Source organism: Kineococcus sp. G2 (genome assembly GCF_037154035.1).
In the GTDB taxonomy this organism is placed as follows: domain Bacteria; phylum Actinomycetota; class Actinomycetes; order Actinomycetales; family Kineococcaceae; genus Kineococcus.
In genome coordinates, this window is sequence record NZ_JBBBEM010000021.1 from 27,000 (window position 1) to 51,022 (window position 24,023).

Here is a 24,023-nt window from a genome sequence, read left to right on the forward strand (position 1 = left end):
GTGAGCGCACGCCCGAGGGTCCTGACCCTGTCCTGCCCCGACCGCCCCGGCATCGTCCACGCCGTCACGGGTTCCCTCGTGGCGCTGGACGCCAACATCACCGAGAGCCAGCAGTACGGGGACCCGGACACCGGCCTCTTCTTCATGCGCGTCGCCTTCGACGCCGCCGCCAGCGACGAGGCGCTGCGCGAGACGCTCGGGGTGGTCGCCGCCCGCTTCGGGCTGACGTGGGACCTGCGCGACGCCGCCGAGCGGGTGCGCACCCTCGTGCTGTGCTCCAAGCAGGGCCACTGCCTGAACGACCTGCTCTTCCGGCACCGCTCCGGCGACCTGCCCGTGGACGTGGTCGGCGTGGTGTCCAACCACACCGACCTGGCCCCGCTGGCGGAGTTCTACGGGGTGCCCTTCCACCACGTGCCGGTGACCACCGGCGACGCGGCCTCCAAGGAGGCGGGCGAGGCGCGGCTGCTGGAGCTGGTGGCGCAGCTGGACGTGGAGCTGGTGGTGCTGGCGCGCTACATGCAGATCCTGTCCGACGCGCTGTGCCGGGAGCTGTCGGGGCGGGCGATCAACATCCACCACTCGTTCCTGCCGAGCTTCAAGGGCGCGCGCCCCTACCACCAGGCGCACGCCCGCGGCGTGAAGATCATCGGCGCGACCGCGCACTACGTGACGGCCGACCTCGACGAGGGGCCGATCATCGAGCAGGAGATCGAGCGGGTGGACCACCGCCACACGCCCGCCGAGCTGGTGCGCCTGGGCCAGGACGTCGAGGCGCGCACCCTGGCGCGCGCGGTGCGCTGGCACGCCGAGCACCGCGTCCTGCTGGACGGGCACCGCACGGTCGTCTTCCGCTGACGGGCGGGCACCGCCCGCCCGCCACCGCTTCAAGGCCGGGCGCCGGGGTGCCGACTGCTGAGCGGTGAGCTCCTCGCCCAGGCGGCCGGCCGGTCCCGCGCGTCACCTGCTCGCCCCCCTCGTCGTGGTGGGGCTGCTCGCCGCGGCCGGGGCGCTGCTGCACCGCACCTTCCGCCACTACTCGTGGGCGGAGCTGGGTGGCGACCTGCTGGCGCTCGGCCCGGGCGTCGCGCTCGCCGCCCTCGGCGCGACGGCGGTCTCGTACCTGGCGATGACCGGCTACGACGCGCTGGCGCTGCGCTACGTCGGGCACCCCCTGCCCTACCGCCGCTACGGCCTCGCGTCGTTCGTCGCCACCGCCTTCGGCAACAACCTGGGCGCCTCCGCGGTGGTGGGGGCGGCGCTGCGGGCCCGCGTCTACTCCCGGTGGGGGGTGCCCGGCGCCGCCATCACCCGGATCATCGGCTTCAACGTGCTCACCCTGGCGCTCGGGGCCGCGGTCCTGGCCGGCGGCGGCATGGTGCACGACCCGGCGGGGACCGGCGAGGCGCTGCACCTGCCCGCCACCGCGGTCCTGGTCGCCGGGTCGCTGATGCTGGCGTCGGTGGCGGGCTACCTCGTGTGGGCCGGCGCCGGGCGCCCGATCGGCTGGCGCGGCCGGTGCGTCGACCGGCCCTCCCCCGGCCTGGCGGTGGCGCAGGTCGCGCTGTCGACGTTCGAGTGGCTGACGATGGCCGCGGCCCTGCACGTCCTGCTGCCCGCCGAGGGCAGGATGCCGTTCCTGGCGTTCGCCGTCGCCTTCTCGATCGCGACCCTCGCCGGGCTGGTGTCCAGCGTGCCCGGTGGGCTGGGGGTCTTCGAGACGACGCTGGTGGTGCTGATCGGGTCGACGACCTCGCCCGCGGGGCTCGCGGTGGCGCTGGTGGCCTACCGGCTCTGCTACTTCGTGCTGCCGCTGCTGCTGGCGGCCGTGCTCCTCGTCGCGCACGAGGCCCGCCCGCTCCTGGCGGCGTGCCGCCCGGTGCGCCCCGCCCCCGCGCCCACCCCGCCCGCCCCCGCCCCGTCCGCGCTGACCCGTGCGCTCGCCCCGTCCGCGCTCACGCCGGCCGTGCTCGCGCTGGGCGTCGCCACCGCCGGGGTGTTCATGGTGGTGGTGGGGGACCTGCCGGGCCGCCGCGAGCTGGACCTGTCGGCAGTCACCATCAGCCTGGCGGGGCTGGCGGCCCTGCTCACGGCCCGCGGGCTGCACCGGCGGCTGAAGGCCGCCTGGGCGGCCACCCTGGTGCTCCTGGCCGGCGTGACGGCGGTCGCCGCCGCCCACGGCGACCTGGTGCTCGCCGCCGTGACCGCCGCGCTCGCCCTCCTGCTGGTGCCGGCGCGCCCGGCGTTCCACCGCGGCGCCCTCCTGGCCCGGCCGCGCAGCCCGCTCCCGCCGGTGACCGCGGCCCTGCTGGTCGGGGCGTCCGTCTGGTGGCACGAGTTCAGCGGCTCCTGCGGCGCGGTCGACGCGCCCCTGTTGGTGGCGTCCTTCTCCGGCGGCACGACGGGAGCGGACCGGATCGCGATGGCCGCGGGCGCCGTCGGCGTCCTCATCGGCGGGCGCCGCGCCTTCGTGCCGGCGCCCCCCGGACCGCGGACCGCGGACGAGGAGGAGATGGCCCGGGTGAGCGACGTCGTCGCACGGTGGGGGCGCTGCACCTCGCACCTGGCCTTCACCGGCGACAAGCGCTTCCGCTTCAGCCCCGGCGGCACGGCCTTCCTCATGCACCAGGTGCAGGGGCGCAGCTGGGTGGTGATGGGGGACCCGGTCGGCGACCCGGCGGACTTCCGGGAACTGGTCCGCGGCTTCGTCGAGGAGGTCGACCGGCACGGTGGCCGGCCCGTCTTCTACAACGTGCTCCCCGACCACGCCGACCTGTACCGCGAGTGCGGGCTGAGCCTGGCCAAGCTCGGGGAGGAGGCCGTCGTCCCGCTCGCGGAGTTCACCCTCGCCGGCAGGGCGAGGGTGAACCTGCGCAACTGCCGCAACAAGTCCCAGCGCCTGGGCCTGAGGGTCGAGTTCGTCGCGCCGGAGGACGTCGAGCCGCTGCTGCCCGCCCTGCGCGAGGTGTCCGACGCCTGGCTCGCGCACCGCAACGGCAAGGAGAAGCGCTTCTCCCTGGGCGCCTTCGACGAGGAGTACGTCCGCCGCTTCCCGCTGGTCGTGGTGCGCCAGGAGGAGCGGATCGTCGCCTTCGCGACCCTGTGGGTCAGCGGCGACGGCCGGGAGGTGCAGGTCGACCTGATGCGCCGCCTGCCCGACGGGCCCCGCACCGTGATGACCTTCCTGTTCGTCGAGTGCCTCTCGTGGGCCAGGGAGAACGGCTTCACGTCGTTCAACCTGGGGATGGCCCCCCTGTCCGGGCTGCGGACCGACGCCACCGCCCCCCTCTGGGACCGGATCGGGCACCTGCTGTGGAGCCGCGGCGAGAGGTTCTACAACTTCCGGGGCCTGCGGACGTTCAAGCACGGCTTCGACCCCCGCTGGCGGACCTGCTACGTGGCCGCCCCCGGCGGGCTGGCCCTGCCGAACGCGATGCGGGACGTGGCGACGCTGGTCGGCGGCGGGGTCCGCGGGGTCGTCCGGGGCTGACCCGAGGGAGCGGGCGGAGCACCGCTCAGCGACCACCCGGCCCGCGGGACGCGTCCTGAGCCCCGTCCCAGACCAGGAGACCGTCCGGCTGCCTGCGCGCGCCGGCCGCCACCGGGTGCGGGGCCGTCCGCCCGTCCGGCATGACGTGCTCGACGGCCACCCCGCGCCCCAGCACGGCCACGTCGGCGATGAGGCGGCGGTGGCAGCGCCACCACACGCCCTCGCTGCACATCACCGCCGTCCGGGTCGCGGCGGCGTCGGTGAGCAGCTCGTCCAGGGCCCCGGTGAACTCCGGGGTGCGGGTGTGCGCCGCGTACGCGCGGAACGCCGCCACCGTCCACCACGTGTCCGGCTCGGGCGTGCCGGCCGGCACGTGGCGGCGCCCGCCGAGGCGCGGCTCCCAGCGGTAGCCGACCCCCGCCCCCGGCAGCCAGTCCGCCAGGGCGTCGCGGGCGACGTCCGGCGAGGTGCGGCTGCCGGGGAAGCGGCGCACGTCCACCAGCAGCTCCACCCCGGCGTCGGTGAGGCGGCGGCCCAGCTCACCGCGATCGGTGCGGCCGTGGCCGACGGTCAGCAGGGGGCGGGTCAGGGACGCCCCCCGCCCGCGGGCAGGACGAGGTCGAGCACGCGGTCGGCGGCGTGCCCGTCCTCGGCGTGGCAGAACGTCTCCCGGAACGCCGCGTACCGGTCCGCGAACCGCGAGCGCACCCCGTCCAGGTCCGCGAGGGCGTCCAGGACCTCCTCGGACTCGGCGACCATCGGCCCGGGGGCGATCTCGTGCGGGTCGAAGTAGAAACCGCGCAGCACGTCGCGGTAGCGGTCCAGGTCGTACACGTAGTAGACGATCGGCTTGCCCGTGATCGCGAAGTCGAACTGCGTGGAGGAGTAGTCGGTCACCATGGCGTCGGCGGCCAGGTAGAGGTCGCTGATGTCGGGGTGGAAGGACAGGTCCAGCACGCCGGGCACGTCCAGGCCCTGCAGGGCCGCGGAGACCATGTAGTGCAGCCGCAGCAGCAGGACGTGGTCCTGTCCCAGCCGCTCGGTGAAGCGCTCCAGGTCCAGGGCGAGGCGGAAGTCCGGGCCGTCGCCGAACTTGTCGTCGTCGCGCCACGTCGGCGTGTAGAGCACGGCGGTGGTGCCCTCGGCGATGCCGAGCTCCTCGCGCACGCGGGCGCGGCGCTCCTGCGCGTCCGGAGCGCTCAGGGCGTCGTTGCGCGGGTACCCGGTCACGTGCACCGGGCCGGTGAAGCGGAACGCGCCCGTCAGCGGGCCCGTGCTGGCGTCGTTCGGGGACAGCAGCAGGTCCCAGCGCGCCACGTCGCGGTCCAGGCGGTCCAGGCGCCCGGCGGGGGCGAACAGGACGTCGCGGTGGATGCGCTTCAGCGGCGTGCCGTGCCACGTCTGCAGGTACGTGGTGCCGGGACGCTTGTCCCAGTCGAAGTCGAGGTGCGTGTTGGAGACCACCAGGTCGGCGTCCTGGAGGGCCTCGACCGCGGCGGGCGAGTCGATGTCGACGGTGGCGGTGCCCGCGGGGAACCCGTGCGCGTGGGCGGGGGTGGACAGCCACAGGTGCTCCACGTCGCGCCCGCCGCGCGCCAGCAGGCGCTGGTGCAGCGCCCGCGGGTTGTCCGAGTACCGCCCCTCGAAGCTGTGGTAGACGACCTTCACGCCGTGCCCCCGCCGGTCGTGGCCGGTCCCAGCCGCAGGTGCTCGACGTCGATGCTGTCGGCGCGCACCAGGTCGTCCTCGAAGTCGACCTCCACGACGTCGAAGTCCGAGACGTCCACGGGTGCCACCCGCACCCCCCGGGCGACCGCCGTCTCCAGGCCGCGCTCGAAGTAGTCGGTGTCGGCGCAGGCCCGCAGCTCCTCCACGAGCACCGCCTTGTCGGCGGAGGAGACGAAGTTGATGCCCACCGCCTCGCCCAGGCCCCCGGTGACGGTCTTGGACAGCTCGCGGACGAAACCCTCCGCGTCGACGGTGTACTTCACCTCCTCCTCGCCCACGGCGGCGGTGTTCACGCACACGAACGTCTCGTCGCGCTCCAGCCACGGCTGCACCCTGCGCAGCACGCGCGGGTCGAAGACGACGTCGCCGTTCATCCACAGCACCCCGCCCGGCTGGGAGGTGTCCAGCGCGCGCAGCAGGCTCTTGGAGGTGTTCGTGGAGTCGAACAGCTCGTTGTAGGCGAACAGCAGGTCCGGGTGGGCCTCCATCACGACCATCGCCTTGAAGCCCACCACCACCGTGATCGGCACGTCCGCACCGAGGACGGCGCGGACGTTGTCGACCTGCTGCTGCATGATCGTGCGGCCGTCGCGCAGGGGGGTCTGCGACTTCGGCAGGGGCCGGCCGAGGCGGGTGCCCAGCCCGGCGGCGAGGATCACCACCTGCACGCCGCGGGGCCGCGGGGCACCGCGGTCCACGCCGGGGTCCGTCTCGCTGGTCGGTTCGTGGGTCACGGTCGCACCTCCGGGTGGTTCAGGACGAGATCGAGGACGCGGTCGGCGGCGCGCCCGTCCTCGGCGTGGCAGAACGTCTCCTGGAACAGCTCGTAGCGCTCCTTGCAGGCGACCCGCAGCTCCTCCGGGTCCGCCACCGCGTCGAGGAGCTCCTCGGAGGTCGTCAGCACCGGGCCGGGCGCGATGCCGTGCAGGTCGAAGTAGAAGCCGCGCAGCACGTCGCGGTAGTGCTCGAAGTCGTAGGTGAACGACACGATCGGCTTGCCCGTGACCGCGAAGTCGAACATCGCGGAGGAGTAGTCGGTCACCAGGACGTCCGCGGCGAGGTAGAGGTCGTTGACGTCCGGGTGGTGGGAGACGTCCACGACGCCCGGCACGTGCAGGCCACGCAGCGCGTCGGGCACCAGGTAGTGCAGGCGCAGCAGCAGCACGTGGCTGCCGCCGAGGCGCTGGGCGAACCGCTCCAGGTCCAGCCGCAGGCGGAAGTCCGGCCCGTCGCCGAAGCGGTCGTCGTCGCGCCACGTCGGCGCGTACAGCACGGCGGTGCGGTCCTCAGGCACCCCCAGCGCGGCGCGCACCCGCGCCCGGCGCCGCGCGACGTCGGGGGCGAGCAGGGCGTCGTTGCGCGGGTAGCCGGTCACCGGCACGGGGCCGCTGAAGCGGAACGCGGCGCGCAGCGGCACGGCGGCGGCCTCGCTGGGCGCGAGCAGCACGTCCCACCGGGTGATGTCGTCGTCCAGGCGGGACATGACGGCCTCGCCCTCCGGCTGGGTGGAGCGCGCGTCGCGGTGGATGCGCTTCAGGGGCGTGCCGTGCCAGGTCTGCAGGTACGTGGTGCCGGAGCGCTTGTCCCACGCCGGCAGGTGGTTGTCGGCGACCACGAGGTCGGCCGCCTCCAGGGCGGCGAGGGCCTCAGGGGTGCCCAGCGGCACCGTGGTGGTGCCCGCCGGGAAGCTCCCGGCGTGCTGCGGACCGGCCAGCCAGACGTGCTCGGCGTCGACGTCACCGCGGGCCAGCAGTCGCTGGTGCAGGGCCCTCGGGTTGTCGGAGTAGCGTCCTCCGAAGCTGTAGTAGGCGATCTTCACGGTGTTCCTGTCGTTCGGGGCGGGACGGGCCGGTGGTCGGCCCGCCCGCGGCGGGACCCTCATGATGCCCGCTCAGCCGTGCCCCGGGAGCCGCTCAGGCCCGGCGGAGCAGCGCGCTCAGCCGTTCGGGCAGGTCAGCGGACGCGCCGTGCGCCCGCGCCCACCCCGCCGCACCGCCCTCGTGGGCGTCCCAGACGTCCAGCACGGCGTCCAGGGCCGCGGTGGGGGCGGTGAAGTACTCCCGCGGCAGGGTGGCCAGGTCCACGCCGGTGGGCAGCGGCGAGGCGGCCACCAGCCGGCGCAGCACCTCCGGCAGGTGCCCGGTGGTCAGCGCGAAGTCCGCCAGGACCGCCGTGCGCGGCACGTCCACCAGGCGCAGCGCCAGCGCCACCACCACCCCGGTGCGGTCCTTCCCGGCGGCGCAGTGCACCAGGACGGGTGCGGGGCTTGCGGCGACGAGCTCCACCGCCCGCACCAGGCCGGTGCCCGGCTCGAGCATCGCCAGGTGCACCTCGCGCAGCGGCGGCGGGCCGCCGGCGAGCGCGGCGGGGTCGCCGGCGTCGTCGAGCAGCTCCACGGAGTGCACCCGGGTGCCCTCCGCCCGGAGGGGGTGCTCGCCGTCCGGGACCTCGGCGGCCGAGCGCAGGTCCACCACCGTCGCCGGCGGCCAGGAGGTGACCTGCGCGGGGGCGCCGTCGCCCGCCAGGGGCTGCGCGCTGCGCCACAGCACGCCCGGCTCCAGGCGCGGGTCGCAGTGGGCGACGTCGCGCAGGTTCGCGACGGTCTCCACCGGTTCGGGCCCGGCCGCCTCCGGCGGGGCGGCGGGTCCGGGGGCGCCGTGCATCAGCTCGGCCAGCTGCGGGTCCAGGGGTCGGTGCGGGGCGTTCACGCGGCCGATGGTGCTACGCCGGGGCCCGGGCGCGCGAGAGCCCCCGCACCCCGGTGCGGGTGCGGGGGGCTCCCGGTGGGCGCCGCCGCTCAGGCCAGGCGGGCGCGCAGGTTCTCGTCGAGGGTGCCGAGGAACTCCTCGGTGGTCTGCCACTCCTGGCCCTCGCCGACGAGCAGGGCGAGGTCCTTGGTCATCTTGCCGCTCTCGACGGACTTGATGACGACGTCCTCGAGGGTCTCGGCGAAGCCGGTCACCTCGGGGGTGGAGTCCAGCTTGCCGCGGTGCGCCAGGCCCCGGGTCCACGCGTAGATCGACGCGATGGGGTTGGTGGAGGTCGGCTTGCCCTGCTGGTGCTGGCGGTAGTGGCGGGTCACGGTGCCGTGCGCGGCCTCGGCCTCCACCACGGAGCCGTCCGGGGTGGTCAGCACGGACGTCATCAGGCCCAGGGAGCCGAAGCCCTGCGCGACGGTGTCGGACTGCACGTCGCCGTCGTAGTTCTTGCAGGCCCACACGTAGCCGCCCTCCCACTTCAGGGACGCGGCGACCATGTCGTCGATGAGGCGGTGCTCGTAGGTGATGCCCGCCTCGTCGAACTTCTCCTTGAACTCGGTCTCGAAGACCTCGGCGAAGATGTCCTTGAAGCGGCCGTCGTAGGCCTTCAGGATCGTGTTCTTCGTGGACAGGTACACCGGGTAGCCGCGCGCCAGGCCGTAGTTGAGGGAGGCGCGGGCGAAGTCGTAGATGGAGCTGTCGAGGTTGTACATCGACAGGGACACGCCGGCACCGGGGGCCTGGAAGACCTCGTGCTCGATCGGCTCGGAGCCGTCCTTGGGGGTGAAGGTCACCGTCAGGGTGCCCTCGCCGGGGAACTTGAAGTCGGTGGCGCGGTACTGGTCGCCGAAGGCGTGGCGGCCGACGATGATCGGCTTGGTCCAGCCCGGCACCAGGCGCGGCACGTTGGAGATGATGATCGGCTCGCGGAAGATGACGCCGCCGAGGATGTTGCGGATCGTCCCGTTGGGCGAGCGCCACATCTTCTTCAGGCCGAACTCCTCCACCCGCGCCTCGTCCGGCGTGATGGTGGCGCACTTCACGCCGACGCCCGCCTTCTGGATGGCGTGCGCGGCGTCGATCGTCACCTGGTCGTCGGTGGCGTCGCGGTTCTCCATGCCGAGGTCGAAGTACTGCAGGTCGACGTCGAGGTAGGGGTGGATCAGGCGGTCCTTGATGAACTGCCAGATGATCCGGGTCATCTCGTCGCCGTCGAGCTCGACGACCGGTCCCTGCACCTTGATCTTGGGCACGTGCGCTCTCCTCCTGAGAAGTGGGCCGGCCCGCTGCGGGACGGCTTCGTCTCGGCTTCGTCTCGACGTCAAGCTACCGGGCGCCACCCGCGGTGGCGCCACCCCCCGCGGTGCCGTTCGGGCGGCGGGCCCCGGGGTGGGTACGCTGCCGCCCCGTGAGTGGTCCCGACGCGCCCGTGCACGACCCCGCCCCCACGGGCCCCGCGCACCCCGCGGCCCCGGACCCGCGCAGCACCGCCGGCAAGCTGGCCGAGCTGCACCGCCGCGCCGACGCCGCCGTGGCCGCCGCCGACGAGCGCGCCGCGGCCAAGCAGCACCCGCGGGGCAAGAAGACCGCCCGCGAGCGCATCGCCGCCCTGGTGGACGAGGGCTCGTTCGTGGAGCTGGGCGGCTTCGCGCGCTCGCGCGCCACGGCCTTCGGGATGGCGGCCAAGCACGTCGACGGCGACGGCGTCGTCACCGGCTACGGCACGGTCGACGGGCGCCCGGTGGCCGTGTACGCGCAGGACTTCACCGCCTTCGGCGGCTCGCTGGGCGAGGTGCACGGGGCGAAGATCGCCCACCTGCAGGAGTGGGCGGCGACGAACGGCTGCCCCGTGGTGGGCATCAACGACGGCGGCGGGGCGCGCATCCAGGAGGGCGTGGCGTCCCTGGTGCAGTACGCGCGGATCTTCCGCCGCAACGTGCACGCCTCCGGGGTGGTGCCGCAGATCTCGCTGATCGCGGGGCCCTGCGCGGGCGGGGCGGTGTACTCCCCGGCCCTGACGGACTTCACGGTCATGGTCGACGGCACCAGCCACATGTTCGTCACCGGCCCGGACGTGATCCGCACCGTCACCGGTGAGGACGTCGGCTTCGAGGAGCTGGGCGGCGGGCGCACCCACAGCACCCGCTCGGGCGTGGCGCACCACCTGGCCGAGGACGAGGACGAGGCGTTCGGCTACGTGCGCGACCTGCTGTCGTTCCTGCCGAGCAACAACCTCTCCGAGCCGCCGGTGCTGCCCGCGGAGGACGCGCGCGGCCTGGAGGTCGACGAGCACGACCTGGATCTGGACGTGCTGGTGCCGGACTCGGCGAACCAGCCGTACGACATGACCGCGGTGATCGCCGCGGTCGTGGACGACGCCGAGTTCCTGCAGGTCCACGAGCTGTTCGCGCCCAACGTGCTCACCGGCTTCGGGCGGGTGGAGGGCCGCACGGTCGGGATCGTCGCCAACCAGCCCTCGCAGCTGGCGGGCACGCTGGACATCGACGCCTCGGAGAAGGCGGCGCGCTTCGTGCGCACCTGCGACGCCTTCAACGTGCCGGTGCTGACGTTCGTGGACGTGCCCGGCTTCCTGCCCGGGGTCGGCCAGGAGCACGGCGGGATCATCCGCCGCGGCGCGAAGCTGCTGCACGCCTACGCGGAGGCCACGGTGCCGCTGGTGACGGTGATCACCCGCAAGGCGTACGGCGGCGCGTACATCGTCATGGGTTCCAAGGAGATGGGCGCGGACCTGTGCCTGGCGTGGCCGACCGCGCAGATCGCGGTCATGGGCGCGCAGGGGGCGGTGAACATCCTGCACCGCGGCACCCTGAAGCAGGCCGAGGCCGACGGCGCCGACGTGGAGGCGCGCCGCGCCGAGCTGGTCACCGAGTACGAGGACGAGCTGGCGAACCCGTACGTGGCCGCCGAGCGCGGTTTCGTCGACGCCGTCATCGCCCCGTCGCAGACGCGGGTGCAGATCGTGCGGGCGCTGCGGGCGCTGGCCACCAAGCGCGCCTCGCTGCCGGCGAAGAAGCACGGGAACATCCCCCTGTGAGCGCGCAGCCGATCGCCCCCGAGCCCGACCCCTCGCCCGCAGCCGCCGCGGTGGACCTGCTGACGGCCCTGCGCATCGAGCGCGGCCACCCGGAGCCGGAGGAGCTGGCGGCGCTGACCGTCGTGCTGACCCGGCTGACCGCCGCGCCGGCCGCTCCCCCGCCACCGGCGCCGCGCTCGCGCTGGGCGGACCGCCGCCACGCGCTGGGGCTGCCGCCGGCGCCCGGGCCCGGCGGCTGGCGGGCCAGCGCGCTGCCGAGGTGAGCGCCGGGTGAGCGAGAGGTGAGCGCGCCGGCGCCCCGCCCGCCGGGCGCGGTGCGCGTGGTGCACGCCGCCGACGTCCACCTGGACTCCCCGCTGCGCGGCCTGCGGCGCCTGGGCGACGACGCGGTGGCGGCCACGCTGCGCGCCGCCACCCGCGGGGCGCTGGAGCGCCTCGTGGCGCTGTGCGAGGACAGCGGCGCGGACGCCCTGCTGCTGGCGGGTGACCTCTACGACGGCACCTGGCACGACTACGCCACCGGGCGGTTCTTCACGCGGCAGGTGCAGCGGCTGGCCGACTCCGGCGTGCGGGTCTTCGTGGTCTCCGGCAACCACGACGCCGAGAGCCAGATCACGCACTCGCTGACGCTGCCGCCCAACGTGCACCGCCTGTCGGTGGACGCGCCGGAGACCGTCGTGGAGGAGCACCTGGGCCTGGCCGTGCACGGGCAGGGGTACCGCACGCGCGCGGTCTCGGCGAACCTCGCGGCCGGCTACCCCGGCCGGGTGCCCGGCGTGGTGAACGTGGGGCTGCTGCACGCCACCGTCGACGGCAGCCAGGGCGAGCACGAGCGGTACGCGCCGTGCTCGGTGACGGACCTGACCGCGCTGGGCTACGAGTACGTCGCGCTGGGGCACGTGCACGCCCGCGAGGTGCTCGCCGAGGGCGCGACCACGGTGGCGTACTCGGGCAACCTGCAGGGCCGGCACCCGCGCGAGACCGGCGCGAAGGGCGCCTACGTGGTGGACCTGGTGCCCGGGGAGCGGGCGCGCCTGGACTTCCACGCCCTGGACGTGGCGCGCTGGGAGTCGCTGGACGTGGACGTCACCGGGGCCGCGGACGTCGCGGAGGTCGCCGGGGCGCTGCACCGGGAGATGCTCGGTGCCCGGGAGGCAGCCGGGGACCGGCCCGTGGTGGTGCGCGCCCGTCTGCACGGGCCCACCGCGGCGGCCGCGGCCCTGGCCGACACCGAGCGGCTGCGGCAGGAGGCGGAGCAGGCCGCCGAGGCCGCCGGCGTGGTGCTGGAGAAGGTGGAGTCCCGCGCCCGCCCGCCGCGCGCCGGTGGGGGCGACGACCCGGAACTGCTGGAGGCGGTGCGCCGCGCGGCGCAGGCGCTGGCGGGCGACCCGGCGCTGACGCAGCACGTGCGGGGCGTGCGCAACGACGTGGGGCGGCTGCTGAAGGAGGCGGACCTGCTGGACCTGGGCGACCCGCGCGCGCTGCGCGCGCTGGCCGAGCGCGCCGCGGAGGACCTCACCACCCGCCTGGCGGGGGGCCGCTGATGCTGCGGCACGTGCGCCTGGCGCCCTACGGCGCGTTCGAGGCGGCCGAGATCGCCCTGGGTCCGGGGCTGACGGTCGTGGTGGGGCCCAACGAGTCGGGCAAGTCCACGCTGCTGGCGGCGGTGGAGGACCTGCTGTTCGGGTTCGAGAAGAGCCCGCGGTACGCGTTCGCGCACGCCCGCGCCCGGCTGCGGGTGCACGCCCGCTGGGACGACGGCAGCGGGGCGCGGGAGCTGGTGCGCTCCTCGCGCGGCCTGCTGGCCGGCGACGGGGACGAGCCGGTGCCGGCGCCGTGGGCGCAGGACGGCTGGGACCGCACCGCGTGGGCGCAGCGCCTGGGCCTGGACCACGAGCGGCTGCGCGCGGGGGGCCGGCTGGTGCTGCGCGGCGCCGGGGACCTCGCGGCCCTGGTGTTCACCGCCCACCACGGCAGCGGCGCGCAGGAGCTGCTGGAGTCGCTGGACGCCGAGGCGGAGGGGCTGTGGCGCCCGCGCGGCCGCTCGGTGCTCAAGGACCACCTGGCGGCGGTGGAGGGGCTGGACGCCGAACTGGCGCGCACCGCCGTGCGCGCCGGGGAGGTCGAGGCGGCCCGCGCCGCGCTGGAGGCCGCGCGGGAGGCGTCCGAGCGGGCGCTGGAGCGCTGGCGGGCCGAGCGGGCGCGGCACGAGGCCGCGGAGGTGCGGGTGCGGCTGGCGCCGCGGGTGCGCACCGCGCTGCGCGAGCGGGCCCGGTCGGCGGAGCTGGCGGCGGAGCTGGCCGACGCGGGCGGTGCGCTGGGCGCGGCGGCCGTGGACGCGCACGCGGCCGCCGTCGCCGCCCGCGACGCCTCCGCGGACGCGCTGGTGGTGCTGGAGCAGCGGGCGCAGCGGCTGAGCGCCGACCGGGCGCGCTGCACCGTCGAGGAGGACGTCCTGGCCGCCGGCGAGGAGCTGGACGCGCTGCTGCAGGCGCGCCAGGCCCGCGCCCAGGACGCGGACGAGGCCGCCGCGGCGCGGCGCGCGGCCGCCGAGGCCCTGCGGCAGGCCCGCGCGGCGCTGACGGAGCTCGGCCCGGTGCCCGAGGGCGCCCTGGAGGAGGTCGTGCCGGCCGTGCTGGCGCGGCTGCGGGTGCCCGCCGACCGCGCCGCGGACCTGTCCGCGCGGGCGGCGGCGTGCGCGGACGCCGACGCCGAGCTGGCCCGCGCGCGCGACGACCTGGCCGCCGCGCGCACCGCCGCGGCCCGCTCCGCCGTCACCGCCGAGGTCGCCGAGGACGACGCGGCGCTGCTGCGCGAGCTGGTCGGCGCGGCCGAGCGGGAGGGCTCCGCGCTGCGCGCGTGGCGGACGGCGCTGGCCGAGCGGGACGCGCGCACCGCCGCGGCCCGCGCCGCCGCCGTCGCCGTCGGCGCCGTGGACCCGGACGCGGCCGTCCTGGAGCAGCCCGCGCTGGACGACGCCCTCGTGCGGCAGCGCCACGCGGCGCTGCTGGCCGCCGGTGCGGAGCTGGAGCTGGCCGTCGCCGGGCGCGAGCGGTGCGAACGCGCGGCCCGCGCGGCCGAGGCCGAGCTGGCCGAGGCGTCCTCCGGCGCCGGGGGCGCCGGCGAGGAGGAGCTGGAGGCGGCCCGCGCCGCCCGCGACGCCGCCCTGGAGCCGGTGCGCGCCGGCGCCGCGCTGGACGACGCCGCCGCCGGCGCCCTGCTGGCGGCGGTCGCCCGCGCCGACGACGCCGCCGACGCCCTGCTGGAGCACGCCGAGGCCGCCGCCCGGCTGCGCCAGCTGCGCCGCGAGGCCGAGCGCGCCGCCGCCGAGGAGCGCGACGCGATCGCCGCCGAGCAGGCCGCCCGGCACGCCGCCGAGCGGGCCCGCGCCGCCCGGGACGAGCTGTTCACCGCCGCCGGGGTGCGGCCCTGCGCGCAGGACCCCTCCCCAGCGCTGGCCGCGCTGGCGCAGCTGGGCGCCGAGCGGGCCGCGGCCGCCGCCGCCGACGGGCGCGCGCGCGAGCTGCGCGCCGACGCCGACGCCCAGCTGGAGCGGCTGACGGTGGTGCTGGAGCGCTGCGGGCGCACCGGCGCCGCCGACGCCGGGCTGGAGCCGGCGCTGGAGACGGCCCGGGCGGTGCTCGCCGCCGCGGCCACCGCCGCCGAGGAGCGGGCCCGCAGCACCGAGCGCGAGCGCACCGCGCAGGAGGCCGCCGAGCGGTGCGCGCACCGGGCGGAGGACGCCGAACGGGCCGCGCGGGCCTTCACCGCGGCCGCGGTCGCCGCCGGGCTGCCGGACGGGCTGGGGCCGCAGGGCTGGGCGGCGCGCGCGCGGACCCTGCAGGTGGCGGTGGAGCGCGCGGACGCGGCGGGTGCGGAGCTGGCCCGCGCGCTCGCGCGCGAGGAGCGCGCCGGGGCGTTCGCCGCGGCCGTCGCGGACGTCGCCGCCCGCCTGGGCGTCGCGTGCGAGGCCGGGCGGGCGGAGTCGGTGGGCGCGGCGCTGTCGGCGCTGGCGGAACGGCTGCGCACCAGCCGCGCCGACGCGGGCACCGCCGCCGCCCTGGAGCGGCAGCTGGCCGAGGTGGCGGACGAGCGCGACCGGGAGCGGGCCCGCGGCGACGCCGCCGAGGCGCAGCTGGCGGCGCTGCGGGGCGACGGCGAGGAGCTGCCCGCGCTGGCCGAGCGCGCCGCGCGCAGCGCCGGGCTGCTGGCCGCGCGCGCCGCCGAGGAGGCGGAGCTGGCGGCCCTGGCTGCCGAGGTGGGCGACCGGGACGCCGTGGCGCGCCTGCTTCGGGAGGTGGGCTCGCGCACCGACGCGGACCTGCGCACGGACGCCGAGCAGCTGGCCGCCGCCGCCGAGGCGGCGCACGAGGCGTGGGCGCAGGCGCGCGAGGCGGTGGGCCGCGCGGAGACGGAGCTGGAGCGCCTCACCAGCGGTGCGGACGCCAACGTGCTGGCGGCGCGGCGCGCGGAGGCGCTCGCGGAGCTGCACGCCGCCACGGAGCGGTACGTGCAGGTGGACCTGCAGCGCACGGTGCTGCGCCGGCAGCTGGAGGAGTTCTCCGCGGCGCGGGAGAACCCGCTGCTGGTGGAGGCGGGCCGGGTCCTGGCGGTGCTGACGGCGGGGCGCTGGACGGGCCTGAGCGCCGTCGACGACGGCGGCAGCCGCCGCCTGGCGGTGCGCCGCGGCGACGGGGAGGTCCTGGAGGGCGTGGAGGGGCTGTCCGAGGGGACCGCCGACCAGGTGTTCCTGGCGCTGCGGCTGGCGGCGATCGCCGCCGAGCACCGCCGCCTCGTGGACGCCGGGCGGGGGCCGCTGCCCGTCGTGCTCGACGACGTGCTGATGACGTTCGACGAGCCCCGCACGGGTGCGGCGCTGGCGGCGCTGGCGGAGCTGGCCCGCGACGTGCAGGTGGTGCTGCTCACCCACCACGCGGACGTCGCCGAGCGGGCGGCGGGCCTGGCCGGCGACGGCCACGACGTGACGGTGACGCGGCTGCCCGCCCCCCCGTCGGCCGGCGACCTCGCCGCCGGGGCGGCGGCGCCGGCCCGCGCGGCGAGGCCGTCGCGCGGCACCGGCGCGGACCCGCAGCTGGTGCGGGCGTGGGCGCGCGGGCAGGGGCTGCCGGTCGCCGACCGCGGGCGGGTCAGCGAGCAGCTGGTGCTGGACTACCTCGCCGCGCACGACCTGTCCTGAGCCGGCCGGCCGTCCTGGGCGCTCAGCCCGCCCCGGCGGCCGCGTACGAGACCCCGAGCCGGGCGGCGATCTCGTCCAGGGCGCGCGTCCCGGCCACGACGTCGGCGGCGGGCCGCAGCGGCGTGGTGGTGCGCCCCGCCCCGATGCACGCGGCGACCTCGGTGGCCTGGTGGTGCAGGCCGCCGTGGTCGTGGGGTTCGGGGTCGCTCCAGCGGTCCAGCACGGTGCCGTCGGCGGCGAGCAGCTCGACGTCGCCGGGGGTGAAGAACCGCCGGGGCAGCACCAGGGTCGCCTCCGTCCCGGCGATCACGGCCGTGCAGGGGGTGACGCTGAACAGGGTGGTGTGCAGCACCGACTGCCGGCCACCGGCGTGCGCGAGCAGCGCGGAGGCCTGCCCGTTGACGCCGGTGGGGGCGTCCTCACCGGAGGCCTGCACCGCCTCGGCCGGTCCCAGCACCCACGCCGCCAGGGCGGTGAGGTAGCTGCCCAGGTCGAGCAGGGTGCCGCCGGCCAGGGCGGGGTCGAGGATGCGGTGACCGGGCTCGAAGTGCTCGCCGTGGTCGGCGACCACGGTGCGCACCTCGCCCAGCAGCCCGCGGTCCAGGACCTGGCGGACCACGTCGAAGCGCGGCAGGTACAGCGTCCACATCGCCTCCGCGCAGAACACCCCGCGCGCGGCGGCCGCCGCGGACACCTCCGCCGCCTGGGCGGCGTCCAGGCCGAGGGGCTTCTCCACCAGGACGTGCTTGCCGGCCTCGACCGCCAGCAGTGCCAGGTCGCGGTGCGTGTGGTGCGGGGTGGCGACGTAGACGACGTCCACGGACGGGTCGGCCAGCAGCGCCGCGCAGGAGCCGTGGGCGACCTCGACACCGGCCGCGTCGGCGAACCGCTGCGCGGAGGCCCGCCCCCGCGAGCCGACGGCGACCACGCGCTGGTCGGTGGAGGCGGCCAGGGCGGCGGTGAAGCGCTGCGCGATCCACCCGGTGCCGAGCACCCCCCAGCGCAGCGCGGGCACGCGCTCGTCCCGCCGGCGCGGGGGCGGCAGGGTGCGGGCGGCGCTCACCGGGCCACCGCCTCGGGGCGGCCGGAGCGCGTGGAGGCGATCGCCGCGGCGGCGACCCGCTGGGCGGCCACGCCGTCGGCGGCGCTCGCCAGGGCGGGGTCCACCGGGCCGCCGCGGGCGGCGTCCACCCACGCCTGCAGCTGCAGGCGGTAGGCGTCGGCGAACCTCGGGCGCCAGTCGGGGTCGTGGCCGCGCGCGTGCCGCAGGTCGCGGTCGACCTCCAGGCGGGCGGGCACCGGCAGCGTCGCGGCCCCCTCGGAACCGACGACCTCGCAGCGCACGTCGTACCCGTAGCGGGCCGCGAGGAAGACCTCCACGGTGGTCAGGGCGCCGTCGGCGGTGCGCAGCAGCAGCACCTGCGGGTCCACCAGCGCCGGCTCCCCCGCCGTCGCGGCGGCGGGCGCGTGCCAGGACACCTCCACGGCCTCGCTGCCCAGCAGCCACGGCACGACGTCGAGGTCGTGGATCGCCGAACCGGTCACCGAGGACTCCGACGTGGCGCCGGGCCCGGGGGCCACGCCGCGGCTGACGTGGTGCACGAGCACGGGCCGGCCCAGCTCGCCGGCGCGCAGGGCTCGCGCCAGGGCGACGTAACCGGGGTCGAAGCGGCGCATGAACCCCACCGCGAACAGCGGCGCACCCGGCACCGCCGCCGCGGCGGCCACCTCCAGGGCGCCGTCCAGCGTGGGGGCGAGGGGTTTCTCGCACAGCACGGGTTTGCCCGCGGCCAGCGCGGCGGTGGCCAGTTCCGGGTGGGTGGCGTCGGGCGAGGCGACGACGACGGCGTCCACGTCGCCGGCGGCGACGAGTTCGCGCGGGTCGGCGAGCACGCGCGCTCCCCCGGCGTCGGCGGCCGCGGCGGCGGCCCGGGCGGTGTCGGGATCGGCCACGGCCGTGACGACGGCGCCGCTGACGAACCGGTGCAGCGTGCGGGCGTGGTCGGCGCCCATGACCCCGGCGCCGGCCACGCCCACCCGCAGGACGTGCTGCGTCACGCGCGCGCCTCGCGGCGGCGGGCGGCGTGCTCGCGCAGGCGCGCGACGGCGTCGTCGACGGCGGCGTCCTCGCGCAGGCAGTCGCGCAGCACCTCCGCCTGCGAGGGCGGGTTGATCCGCCCGACGGGCTGGTCCAGGTCCAGGTCGGTGGGGAACGGGTACCCCTCGGCGGAGGCGGCGATCACGTTGTCCAGCACCTCGTCGGGGACGCCGGCGGCGCGGCGGGCGCGCAGCTCCGGGTACAGCGCCTCGCACACCGCCAGGCGGTCCACGACCTCCAGGGAACGGCCGAACGCGGAGGAGACCTGCAGCAGGTTCGCCATGCGCTGCACGTCCGCGGAGACGTTGGAACCGGCGCAGTGGAACAGGGCGGGGTTGAAGAACACCGCGTCGCCCTTGCGCAGCGGCAGCTGCACGTGGTGCTCGTCGAAGTAGGCGCGGAACTCCGGCAGCACCACCGCCAGGTAGCCGGGCTCGTACTTCTGCGAGTGCGGCAGGTACATCGTCGGCCCGGACTCCACGGGCATGTCGACGTGCGCGACGGCGCCCTGCAGCGTCATCACCGGGGACAGGCGGTGCACGTGCGCGGGGAACCGCTCCGCCGTCTCCAGGGGCATGAACCCCAGGTGGTAGTCGCGGTGCGGGGTCTGCGCGGTGCCGCCGGGGTTGACGACGTTGAGGTCGGAGATCACCTGGTACTGCGGCCCCAGCCAGGCCGTGGAGACCAGGTCGACGACGTCGGTGGCGAAGTAGTCGCAGAACACCTCCGGGTCCTGACGGGCGAGCTTCTCCAGCGCGCCCCACACGCGGTCGTTCGCCCCGGGCTTGGCGAAGTGGTCGCCGCCGGTGATGCCGGAGGCGTGCTGCTCGTCGATCATCCGCTGGTAGGCGGCGGTGGCGCGGTCGACGACGGCGTCCTCGAACGCACCGGCGAACACCGCGATGCCGGCGCCGTCGGCGAGGACGCGGGCGATCTCGTCCTGCGCCTCGCGGCGGGCGGCCTCGCCGCCGCCGGCGAGGTGGGCGCGCAGTCGCTCGCCGTAGACGGGCACGCCGCGCTCGACGCGGTCGGCCAGGGGCACCTCGTCCGGGTCGGTCCCGGCTTCGACGAGGCGGCGGAACTCGTCCAGGTCGCAGTCCTCGCGGGTCAGCCAGGTGGTGGGACGGCGGGTGGTGGGTGCGGTCACGGGGAACCTCCTCGGCTCGGCGGCCGGTGCGGCCGGTGGCCGCTCGCCGGTGAGGGCCACGCCGGCGACGCTACGGCGCGCACGAGCGGCGCGGACCTTGCCGATCCGTCATTTTCCCACCATCCTCGCCCCGTGCCCCGCACCTTCCGCGTCCGCGACATCGCCTGGCAGGCGGGGGTGTCGGAGACCACCGTGGACCGCGTCCTCAACGGCCGGCCGGGGGTGCGCGCCACCACCGTCGACGAGGTGCACCGGGCGATCGAGGACCTCCAGCGGCAGCGCACCCAGCTGCGCCTGACCGGGCGCACGTTCGTCGTGGACGTCGTCGTGGACGCCCCCGAGCGCTTCACCTCCGCGGTGCGCGACGCGCTGGAGCGCACCCTGCCGGTGCTGCGCCCGGCCGTGCTGCGCTGCCGGTTCGACTTCTCCGACGAGGCGCCCGGTGAGCAGGTGGCGCAGCGCCTGCTGCGCGCGGCGCGGCGCGGCTCGCACGGCGTGGTGCTCAAGGCGCCCGAGCACCCGGACGTGGTGGCGGCGGTGGACCGCCTGCGCGAGCGCGGGGTGCCGGTGGTCACCCTGGTCACCGACCTGCCGGGCAGCGCGCGCGTCGCCTACGTCGGCATCGACAACCGGGCGGCCGGCGCGACCGCGGCGTACCTGGTGGGCCGCTGGGGCGGGCCGGGCGCGGGGACGGTGCTGGTGGCCCGGGGCCGCTCCACGTTCGAGGGGGAGGACGCCCGGTTCGAGGGGTTCCGCCGCACCCTGGCCGAGCGCTCCCCGCGGATCGCGGTGCGCCAGGCCGCCGACGGGGCCCCGCTGGCGGAGCTGGTGCGCGCCGCGCTGCGCGAGGACCCGGGTGTGGACGCCGTCTACTCGATGTACGCCTCGGGCAGCTCGGCGGGCGTCCGGGAGGCGTTCGCGGAGGCGGGGCGCACCTGCCGGCTGTTCGTCGGGCACGACCTGCACCCCGAGCACGAGCACCTGCTGCGCACCGGGGAGATGGACGCGGTGCTGCACCACGACCTGCCCGGGGACCTGCGCCGGGCCTGCCACGCGCTGCTGCAGGCGCGCGGGGAGCTGCCCGACGCCCCGCACTCGTGGCCGTCGTCGGTGCAGGTCGTCACGCCGTTCAACCCGCCGCTGCCCCTGCCCGCCCCCTGACCCCTCCCCCACCCCGGGGCGGAAACCAGTGTTTCCGCCCCGGCAGGGGCCCTTCGGAGGGCGGAAACACTGGTTTCCGCCGGGGTGGGGGCGGGGGGAGGACTCAGCGCAGGGGGGTGGGCAGCTGCGGCAGCTGCAGCAGCAGCCACGGGCTGAACGGGGACGGGTCGCGCTCCACCTCGGCGCGCAGCTCGTCCAGGCCGACCCAGCGCCAGTCGCCCACCTCGGCGGGGTCGGGCGCCAGGCCGGCGGCCAGGGTCGCGGTGAACACCGGGCACACCTCGTTCTCCACCGTGCCGTCGGCCATCTCGGCGCGGTAGCGGAACCGCGGCAGCACCGGTCGCACGTCCGCCACCGAGGTGCCCAGCTCGTCGGCGGCGCGGCGGTGCACGGCGTCCACGGGCTCCTCCCCCGGCCCCGGGTGGCCGCAGAAGGAGTTCGTCCACACCCCCGGCCAGGTGCGCTTGACCTCGGCGCGTCGCGTCAGCAGGGTGCGCCCGGCGCCGTCCACGACCCAGCAGGAGAACGCCAGGTGCAGGGGCGTGGCGGCGTGGTGGACGCTCGCCTTGGGTGCGGTCCCGCACGGGGCGCCGTCCTCGGTGAGCAGGACGACGAGCTCGGTGCTCCCGGCGGTGGCGCAGGTGGTGGGGGCGGTCACCGGAGCACCGTACGCGCCCGGTGGGCGGCGTGCCCGGCGCGCGTCAGGCCGGCGACGGCACGCGGCCGCCCGCGGCGGCGACCGCCTCGTCCAGCTCGGCGCCCAGGGCGAGGTCCTCGCCGTCGGCGAGGCGCTGCTCCAGCTCCCGCACTCGCGGGATCACCAGCTCCCCGAACGCCTCGACCTCCTCCTTCACGTGCAGGAACCCCAGCAGCAGCAGGTCCACCCCCACCAGGGAGTACGCCAGGACCCGGCGGGCCACCTCGTCGGGGGTGCCGACCAGGCCGGTGCGGAACCCGTCGTTGTACTGCACGAGGTCACGGAACTCGCTGTCCGCCCACATGCCCTTGCGGTCCTTCGTGGCGTTGCCGGCCTCCTGCACCGCGGCACCGAAACCCTCGACCTTCGCGACGTCGGCCTTGGCGACGATCTCCTCCAGCACCGCCTCCGCCTCCTGGCGGGTGTCGCGGACGAGCGCGAAGCCGTTGAGCCCGAAGCGGATCGAGCGGCCGTTCGCGGCGGCCAGGGCGCTGACCTCGCGCACCTGCTCGGCCGCGCCGGCGATGGACCTGCCGTTCATGAAGTACCAGTCGCTGACGCGGCCGGCCATCGCCTGCGCGGCGGTGGAGTTGCCGCCCTGGAACACCTCCGGCTGCACCTTCGGCTGCGGGCGGAACGTGATGTCCCGGGCGGAGAAGAAGTCACCCTCCTGGGAGTACCCGTCCTGCGACCACACCCCGCGCAGCAGGCTGATGAACTCCTCGGACTGCCGGTAGCGCTCGTCGTGCTCGTGCCAGGTGATGCCCAGCTGCGTGGCCTCGTCCTTGAACCAGCCGGAGACGACGTTCAGGGCCAGGCGGCCGCCGGTGATCTCCTGCGCGGTCGCGGCGAACTTGGCCAGCACGCCGGGGTGCCAGAAGAAGGGGTGGACGGCGGCGATGACCTTCAGCTTCTCGGTCGCCAGCAGCAGCGCCAGGGAGAACGAGGTGGACTCGTGCTGGGCGTCCGCGCCGTAGGAGGCCAGGTAGCGCACCTGCGTCAGGGCGTACTCGAAGCCCACCCGCTCCGCGGCACGGGCGACCTCGACGTTGTAGGCGGGGTCGTGGCTCGTGCGCTGCTCGATCGTGGAGACGACGAGACCGCCGGAGACGTTGGGGACCCAGTAGGCGAACTTCACGGGCATGCGCGTGCTCCTCCATCGGTCCTGGCGGTAGCACCAGCGGTTCACCGTGGTTGCTGCGACGTCTGCGAGCCAGGTCTCTCGGCCGCTCTGGATGGTCCCGGGGAGCGTAACCCGCCACGGAGCGCGCCCGCCACGGAACGAGCACGACGCCCCGGCCGCTCACCCCCAGCCGGTCAGGGCCCGCACGCCCGCGGCCGCCGCGGCCGCCGCCACGATCACCACGAGGAACGGCGCCCGCAGCGCCAGCGCCACCGCCGCGACGCCCAGGCCCACCAGGCGCGCGTCCGCGACGAGGCGGTCGCCGTCGCTGGCGGTCTGCACCACGACGAGCGCGGCGAGCAGCGCCGCCGGCAGCAGGGCCCCGGCGCGGCGGGCGCGGGGGTGCTCCAGCAGCCGGGCCGGGACCAGGTGCCCGGCGAGCTTGAGGGCGTAGGCGATCGCGCCGGCGGCCAGGACCGCCACCCAGGTGCTCACGCGTCCTCCCCCGCCCGGTCCCCGCCCCGCTCGCCGGTGCGCGCCCCCGGCCGCTCGGGGCGCAGCCCGGCGGCGGCCGCCACCAGGGCCGCCGCGACGACCGGCAGCCCCACCGGCACCACCGGCACGAGCAGCAGCGCCACCAGGGCGGCCACCGCGGCGACCGCGGCGGCCTGCCCCTGCCGCAGCCGCGGCCACAGCAGCGCCAGGAACGCCGCCGCCGCGGCCGCGTCCAGGCCCCACCGGCGCGGGTCGCCCAGCGCGTCACCCAGCAGCGCCCCCGCCAGGGTGGCCAGGTTCCAGCCGACGAACACGGTCGCCCCGGTGACCCAGAACCCGGTGCGACGGGCGGGGTCCGTGCCCTGCGCGGCACCGACGGCGGTGGACTCGTCGATGGTCAGGTGGGCGGCGAGCAGCCGGCGCGCGCCGCGCACCCGCAGGAACGGGCCGACCTGCAGGCCGTAGAGGGCGTTGCGCACCCCCAGCAGGGAGGAGGCCGCCACCGCGGCGGCCACGCTGCCGCCGCCGCCGAGGACGCCGACGAGGGCGAACTGCGAACCCCCGCTGAAGATCAGCAGCGACGTGGCGCACGCCTGCGCCACGCTGAGGCCGTTGGCGACCGCCAGCGCCCCCAGGCTGACGCCGTACAGGGCGGTCGCCACCCCCACCGAGAGCCCCTGGCGGCGCGCGGAGCGGACGGGACCGGCCGTCCGGGGCGGGTCGGTGCGGGACGGGTCGGCGGGCACGCCGGACAGCTCTACCAGACGGGAGCGACGCCTCACGTCGTCGGCAGCGTCCAGGTCAGCGCGGTGCACGAGACCGACAGCACGAGCAGCACGGTGGTGTCCACCGCCCGCGAGCGCACCGCGAGCGCGCCGGCGACCCGCACGGGCAGCACCAGCCGCAGGACCGCGGCCACCGCGAGGTCGGCGCCGAGCAGGAGGCCGCCGGCGACGGGCCCGGCGACGACGGTGAGGACCAGCGCGAGCCCCGCACCGGCCGCGAGGGCGCCGAGGACCGCACCGCCGGGGGCGGGCGGGGGTCCTTCGGTCCCGGTCGGCACGGGGCGCACG

Annotated in this window: 21 protein-coding genes and 1 riboswitch; of the genes, 7 read left to right on the forward strand and 14 right to left on the reverse strand. The window is 76.6% G+C overall.

All coding sequences use genetic code 11. From position 1 onward, the window contains the following. Together purU and mprF are read left to right on the forward strand one after the other, a co-directional pair. Positions 1-858 (forward strand): formyltetrahydrofolate deformylase, encoded by an 858-nt coding sequence (purU, locus tag V9U69_RS04905; protein ID WP_337060189.1) that lies wholly within the window; start codon positions 1-3, stop codon positions 856-858. Between the two features lie 64 nt (positions 859-922). Beyond that, positions 923-3,490: a bifunctional lysylphosphatidylglycerol flippase/synthetase MprF gene (gene mprF, locus V9U69_RS04910; protein ID WP_337060190.1), complete on the forward strand. Its 2,568-nt coding sequence runs from the start codon at positions 923-925 to the stop codon at positions 3,488-3,490. Positions 3,491-3,515: 25 nt separating this feature from the next. Here the strand turns inward: mprF and V9U69_RS04915 are convergent, their stop codons facing one another. The 6 genes from V9U69_RS04915 to V9U69_RS04940 all read right to left on the reverse strand — a co-directional run bounded on the left by V9U69_RS04915 (position 3,516) and on the right by V9U69_RS04940 (position 9,230). Further along, positions 3,516-4,079: a DUF488 domain-containing protein gene (locus tag V9U69_RS04915; RefSeq protein WP_442907598.1), complete on the reverse strand. Its 564-nt coding sequence runs from the start codon at positions 4,077-4,079 to the stop codon at positions 3,516-3,518. After that, complete coding sequence (locus tag V9U69_RS04920) at positions 4,076-5,158, reverse strand: CDP-glycerol glycerophosphotransferase family protein (protein WP_337060191.1); 1,083 nt, start codon at positions 5,156-5,158, stop codon at positions 4,076-4,078. Before V9U69_RS04920 ends, V9U69_RS04915 begins: the two co-directional genes overlap by 4 nt. After that, complete coding sequence (locus tag V9U69_RS04925; RefSeq protein WP_442907599.1) at positions 5,155-5,877, reverse strand: phosphocholine cytidylyltransferase family protein; 723 nt, start codon at positions 5,875-5,877, stop codon at positions 5,155-5,157. Before V9U69_RS04925 ends, V9U69_RS04920 begins: the two co-directional genes overlap by 4 nt. Positions 5,878-5,948: 71 nt before the next feature. Next, entirely contained in the window at positions 5,949-7,037 is a 1,089-nt protein-coding gene (locus tag V9U69_RS04930) for a CDP-glycerol glycerophosphotransferase family protein (protein ID WP_337060193.1), read from the reverse strand. A gap of 94 nt (positions 7,038-7,131) precedes the next feature. Next, the gene (locus V9U69_RS04935; RefSeq protein WP_337060194.1) at positions 7,132-7,926 is read right to left on the reverse strand and encodes a tyrosine-protein phosphatase; all 795 of its coding nucleotides are present in this window, start codon (positions 7,924-7,926) and stop codon (positions 7,132-7,134) included. 89 nt (positions 7,927-8,015) lie between these two features. Continuing rightward, positions 8,016-9,230, reverse strand: coding sequence for an NADP-dependent isocitrate dehydrogenase (locus V9U69_RS04940; RefSeq protein WP_337060195.1), 1,215 nt, complete (start codon positions 9,228-9,230; stop codon positions 8,016-8,018). Between the two features lie 176 nt (positions 9,231-9,406). Here V9U69_RS04940 and V9U69_RS04945 point away from each other — a divergent pair, with 176 nt between their 5' ends. Genes V9U69_RS04945 through V9U69_RS04960 form a run of 4 tightly spaced genes read left to right on the forward strand, consistent with a single transcriptional unit; the run spans position 9,407 to position 16,229 of the window. Further along, positions 9,407-11,032 (forward strand): acyl-CoA carboxylase subunit beta, encoded by a 1,626-nt coding sequence (locus V9U69_RS04945; protein WP_442907600.1) that lies wholly within the window; start codon positions 9,407-9,409, stop codon positions 11,030-11,032. Continuing rightward, a complete protein-coding gene (locus V9U69_RS04950; RefSeq protein ID WP_337060197.1) occupies positions 11,029-11,295 on the forward strand; it encodes an acyl-CoA carboxylase epsilon subunit in 267 nt (88 codons plus the stop codon). Before V9U69_RS04945 ends, V9U69_RS04950 begins: the two co-directional genes overlap by 4 nt. 18 nt (positions 11,296-11,313) lie before the next feature. Then, positions 11,314-12,576, forward strand: a complete 1,263-nt coding sequence (locus V9U69_RS04955; RefSeq protein ID WP_337060198.1) for a metallophosphoesterase family protein — start codon at positions 11,314-11,316, stop codon at positions 12,574-12,576. After that, complete coding sequence (locus V9U69_RS04960) at positions 12,576-16,229, forward strand: AAA family ATPase (RefSeq protein WP_337060199.1); 3,654 nt, start codon at positions 12,576-12,578, stop codon at positions 16,227-16,229. Before V9U69_RS04955 ends, V9U69_RS04960 begins: the two co-directional genes overlap by 1 nt. 22 nt (positions 16,230-16,251) lie before the next feature. On the opposite strand, the gene V9U69_RS04965 is transcribed toward V9U69_RS04960, so the two are convergent. From V9U69_RS04965 to V9U69_RS04975, 3 genes are read right to left on the reverse strand one after another with little or no spacing between them, the layout of a single operon-like run. Further along, positions 16,252-17,292: a Gfo/Idh/MocA family protein gene (locus tag V9U69_RS04965; RefSeq protein ID WP_337060200.1), complete on the reverse strand. Its 1,041-nt coding sequence runs from the start codon at positions 17,290-17,292 to the stop codon at positions 16,252-16,254. Next, the gene (locus V9U69_RS04970; protein WP_337060201.1) at positions 17,289-18,287 is read right to left on the reverse strand and encodes a Gfo/Idh/MocA family protein; all 999 of its coding nucleotides are present in this window, start codon (positions 18,285-18,287) and stop codon (positions 17,289-17,291) included. Before V9U69_RS04970 ends, V9U69_RS04965 begins: the two co-directional genes overlap by 4 nt. Next, on the reverse strand, positions 18,284-19,474 hold the full coding sequence (locus V9U69_RS04975) for a phytanoyl-CoA dioxygenase family protein (RefSeq protein WP_337060202.1): 1,191 nt from the start codon (positions 19,472-19,474) through the stop codon (positions 18,284-18,286). The genes V9U69_RS04970 and V9U69_RS04975 overlap by 4 nt, the downstream gene beginning before the upstream one ends. A 132-nt stretch (positions 19,475-19,606) precedes the next feature. Here V9U69_RS04975 and V9U69_RS04980 point away from each other — a divergent pair, with 132 nt between their 5' ends. After that, positions 19,607-20,635, forward strand: coding sequence for a LacI family DNA-binding transcriptional regulator (locus V9U69_RS04980; protein WP_337060203.1), 1,029 nt, complete (start codon positions 19,607-19,609; stop codon positions 20,633-20,635). Between the two features lie 103 nt (positions 20,636-20,738). On the opposite strand, the gene idi is transcribed toward V9U69_RS04980, so the two are convergent. From idi to V9U69_RS05005, 5 genes are all read right to left on the reverse strand, one after another. Next, positions 20,739-21,293 carry an isopentenyl-diphosphate Delta-isomerase gene (gene idi / locus V9U69_RS04985; protein WP_337060204.1) on the reverse strand — a complete coding sequence of 185 codons (555 nt, stop codon included), beginning with the start codon at positions 21,291-21,293 and terminating at the stop codon, positions 20,739-20,741. A 43-nt stretch (positions 21,294-21,336) separates the two neighbouring features. After that, complete coding sequence (gene sfnG / locus V9U69_RS04990) at positions 21,337-22,476, reverse strand: dimethylsulfone monooxygenase SfnG (RefSeq protein ID WP_337060205.1); 1,140 nt, start codon at positions 22,474-22,476, stop codon at positions 21,337-21,339. Positions 22,477-22,485: 9 nt separating this feature from the next. Beyond that, positions 22,486-22,574: riboswitch (SAM riboswitch) on the reverse strand. 61 nt (positions 22,575-22,635) lie between these two features. Next, on the reverse strand, positions 22,636-22,950 hold the full coding sequence (locus V9U69_RS04995) for an AzlD domain-containing protein (RefSeq protein WP_337060206.1): 315 nt from the start codon (positions 22,948-22,950) through the stop codon (positions 22,636-22,638). Next, positions 22,947-23,696, reverse strand: coding sequence for an AzlC family ABC transporter permease (locus V9U69_RS05000; RefSeq protein WP_337060207.1), 750 nt, complete (start codon positions 23,694-23,696; stop codon positions 22,947-22,949). Before V9U69_RS05000 ends, V9U69_RS04995 begins: the two co-directional genes overlap by 4 nt. A 32-nt stretch (positions 23,697-23,728) precedes the next feature. Then, positions 23,729-24,013 (reverse strand): DUF3017 domain-containing protein, encoded by a 285-nt coding sequence (locus V9U69_RS05005; protein WP_337060208.1) that lies wholly within the window; start codon positions 24,011-24,013, stop codon positions 23,729-23,731. Between the last annotated feature and the right edge of the window lie 10 nt (positions 24,014-24,023).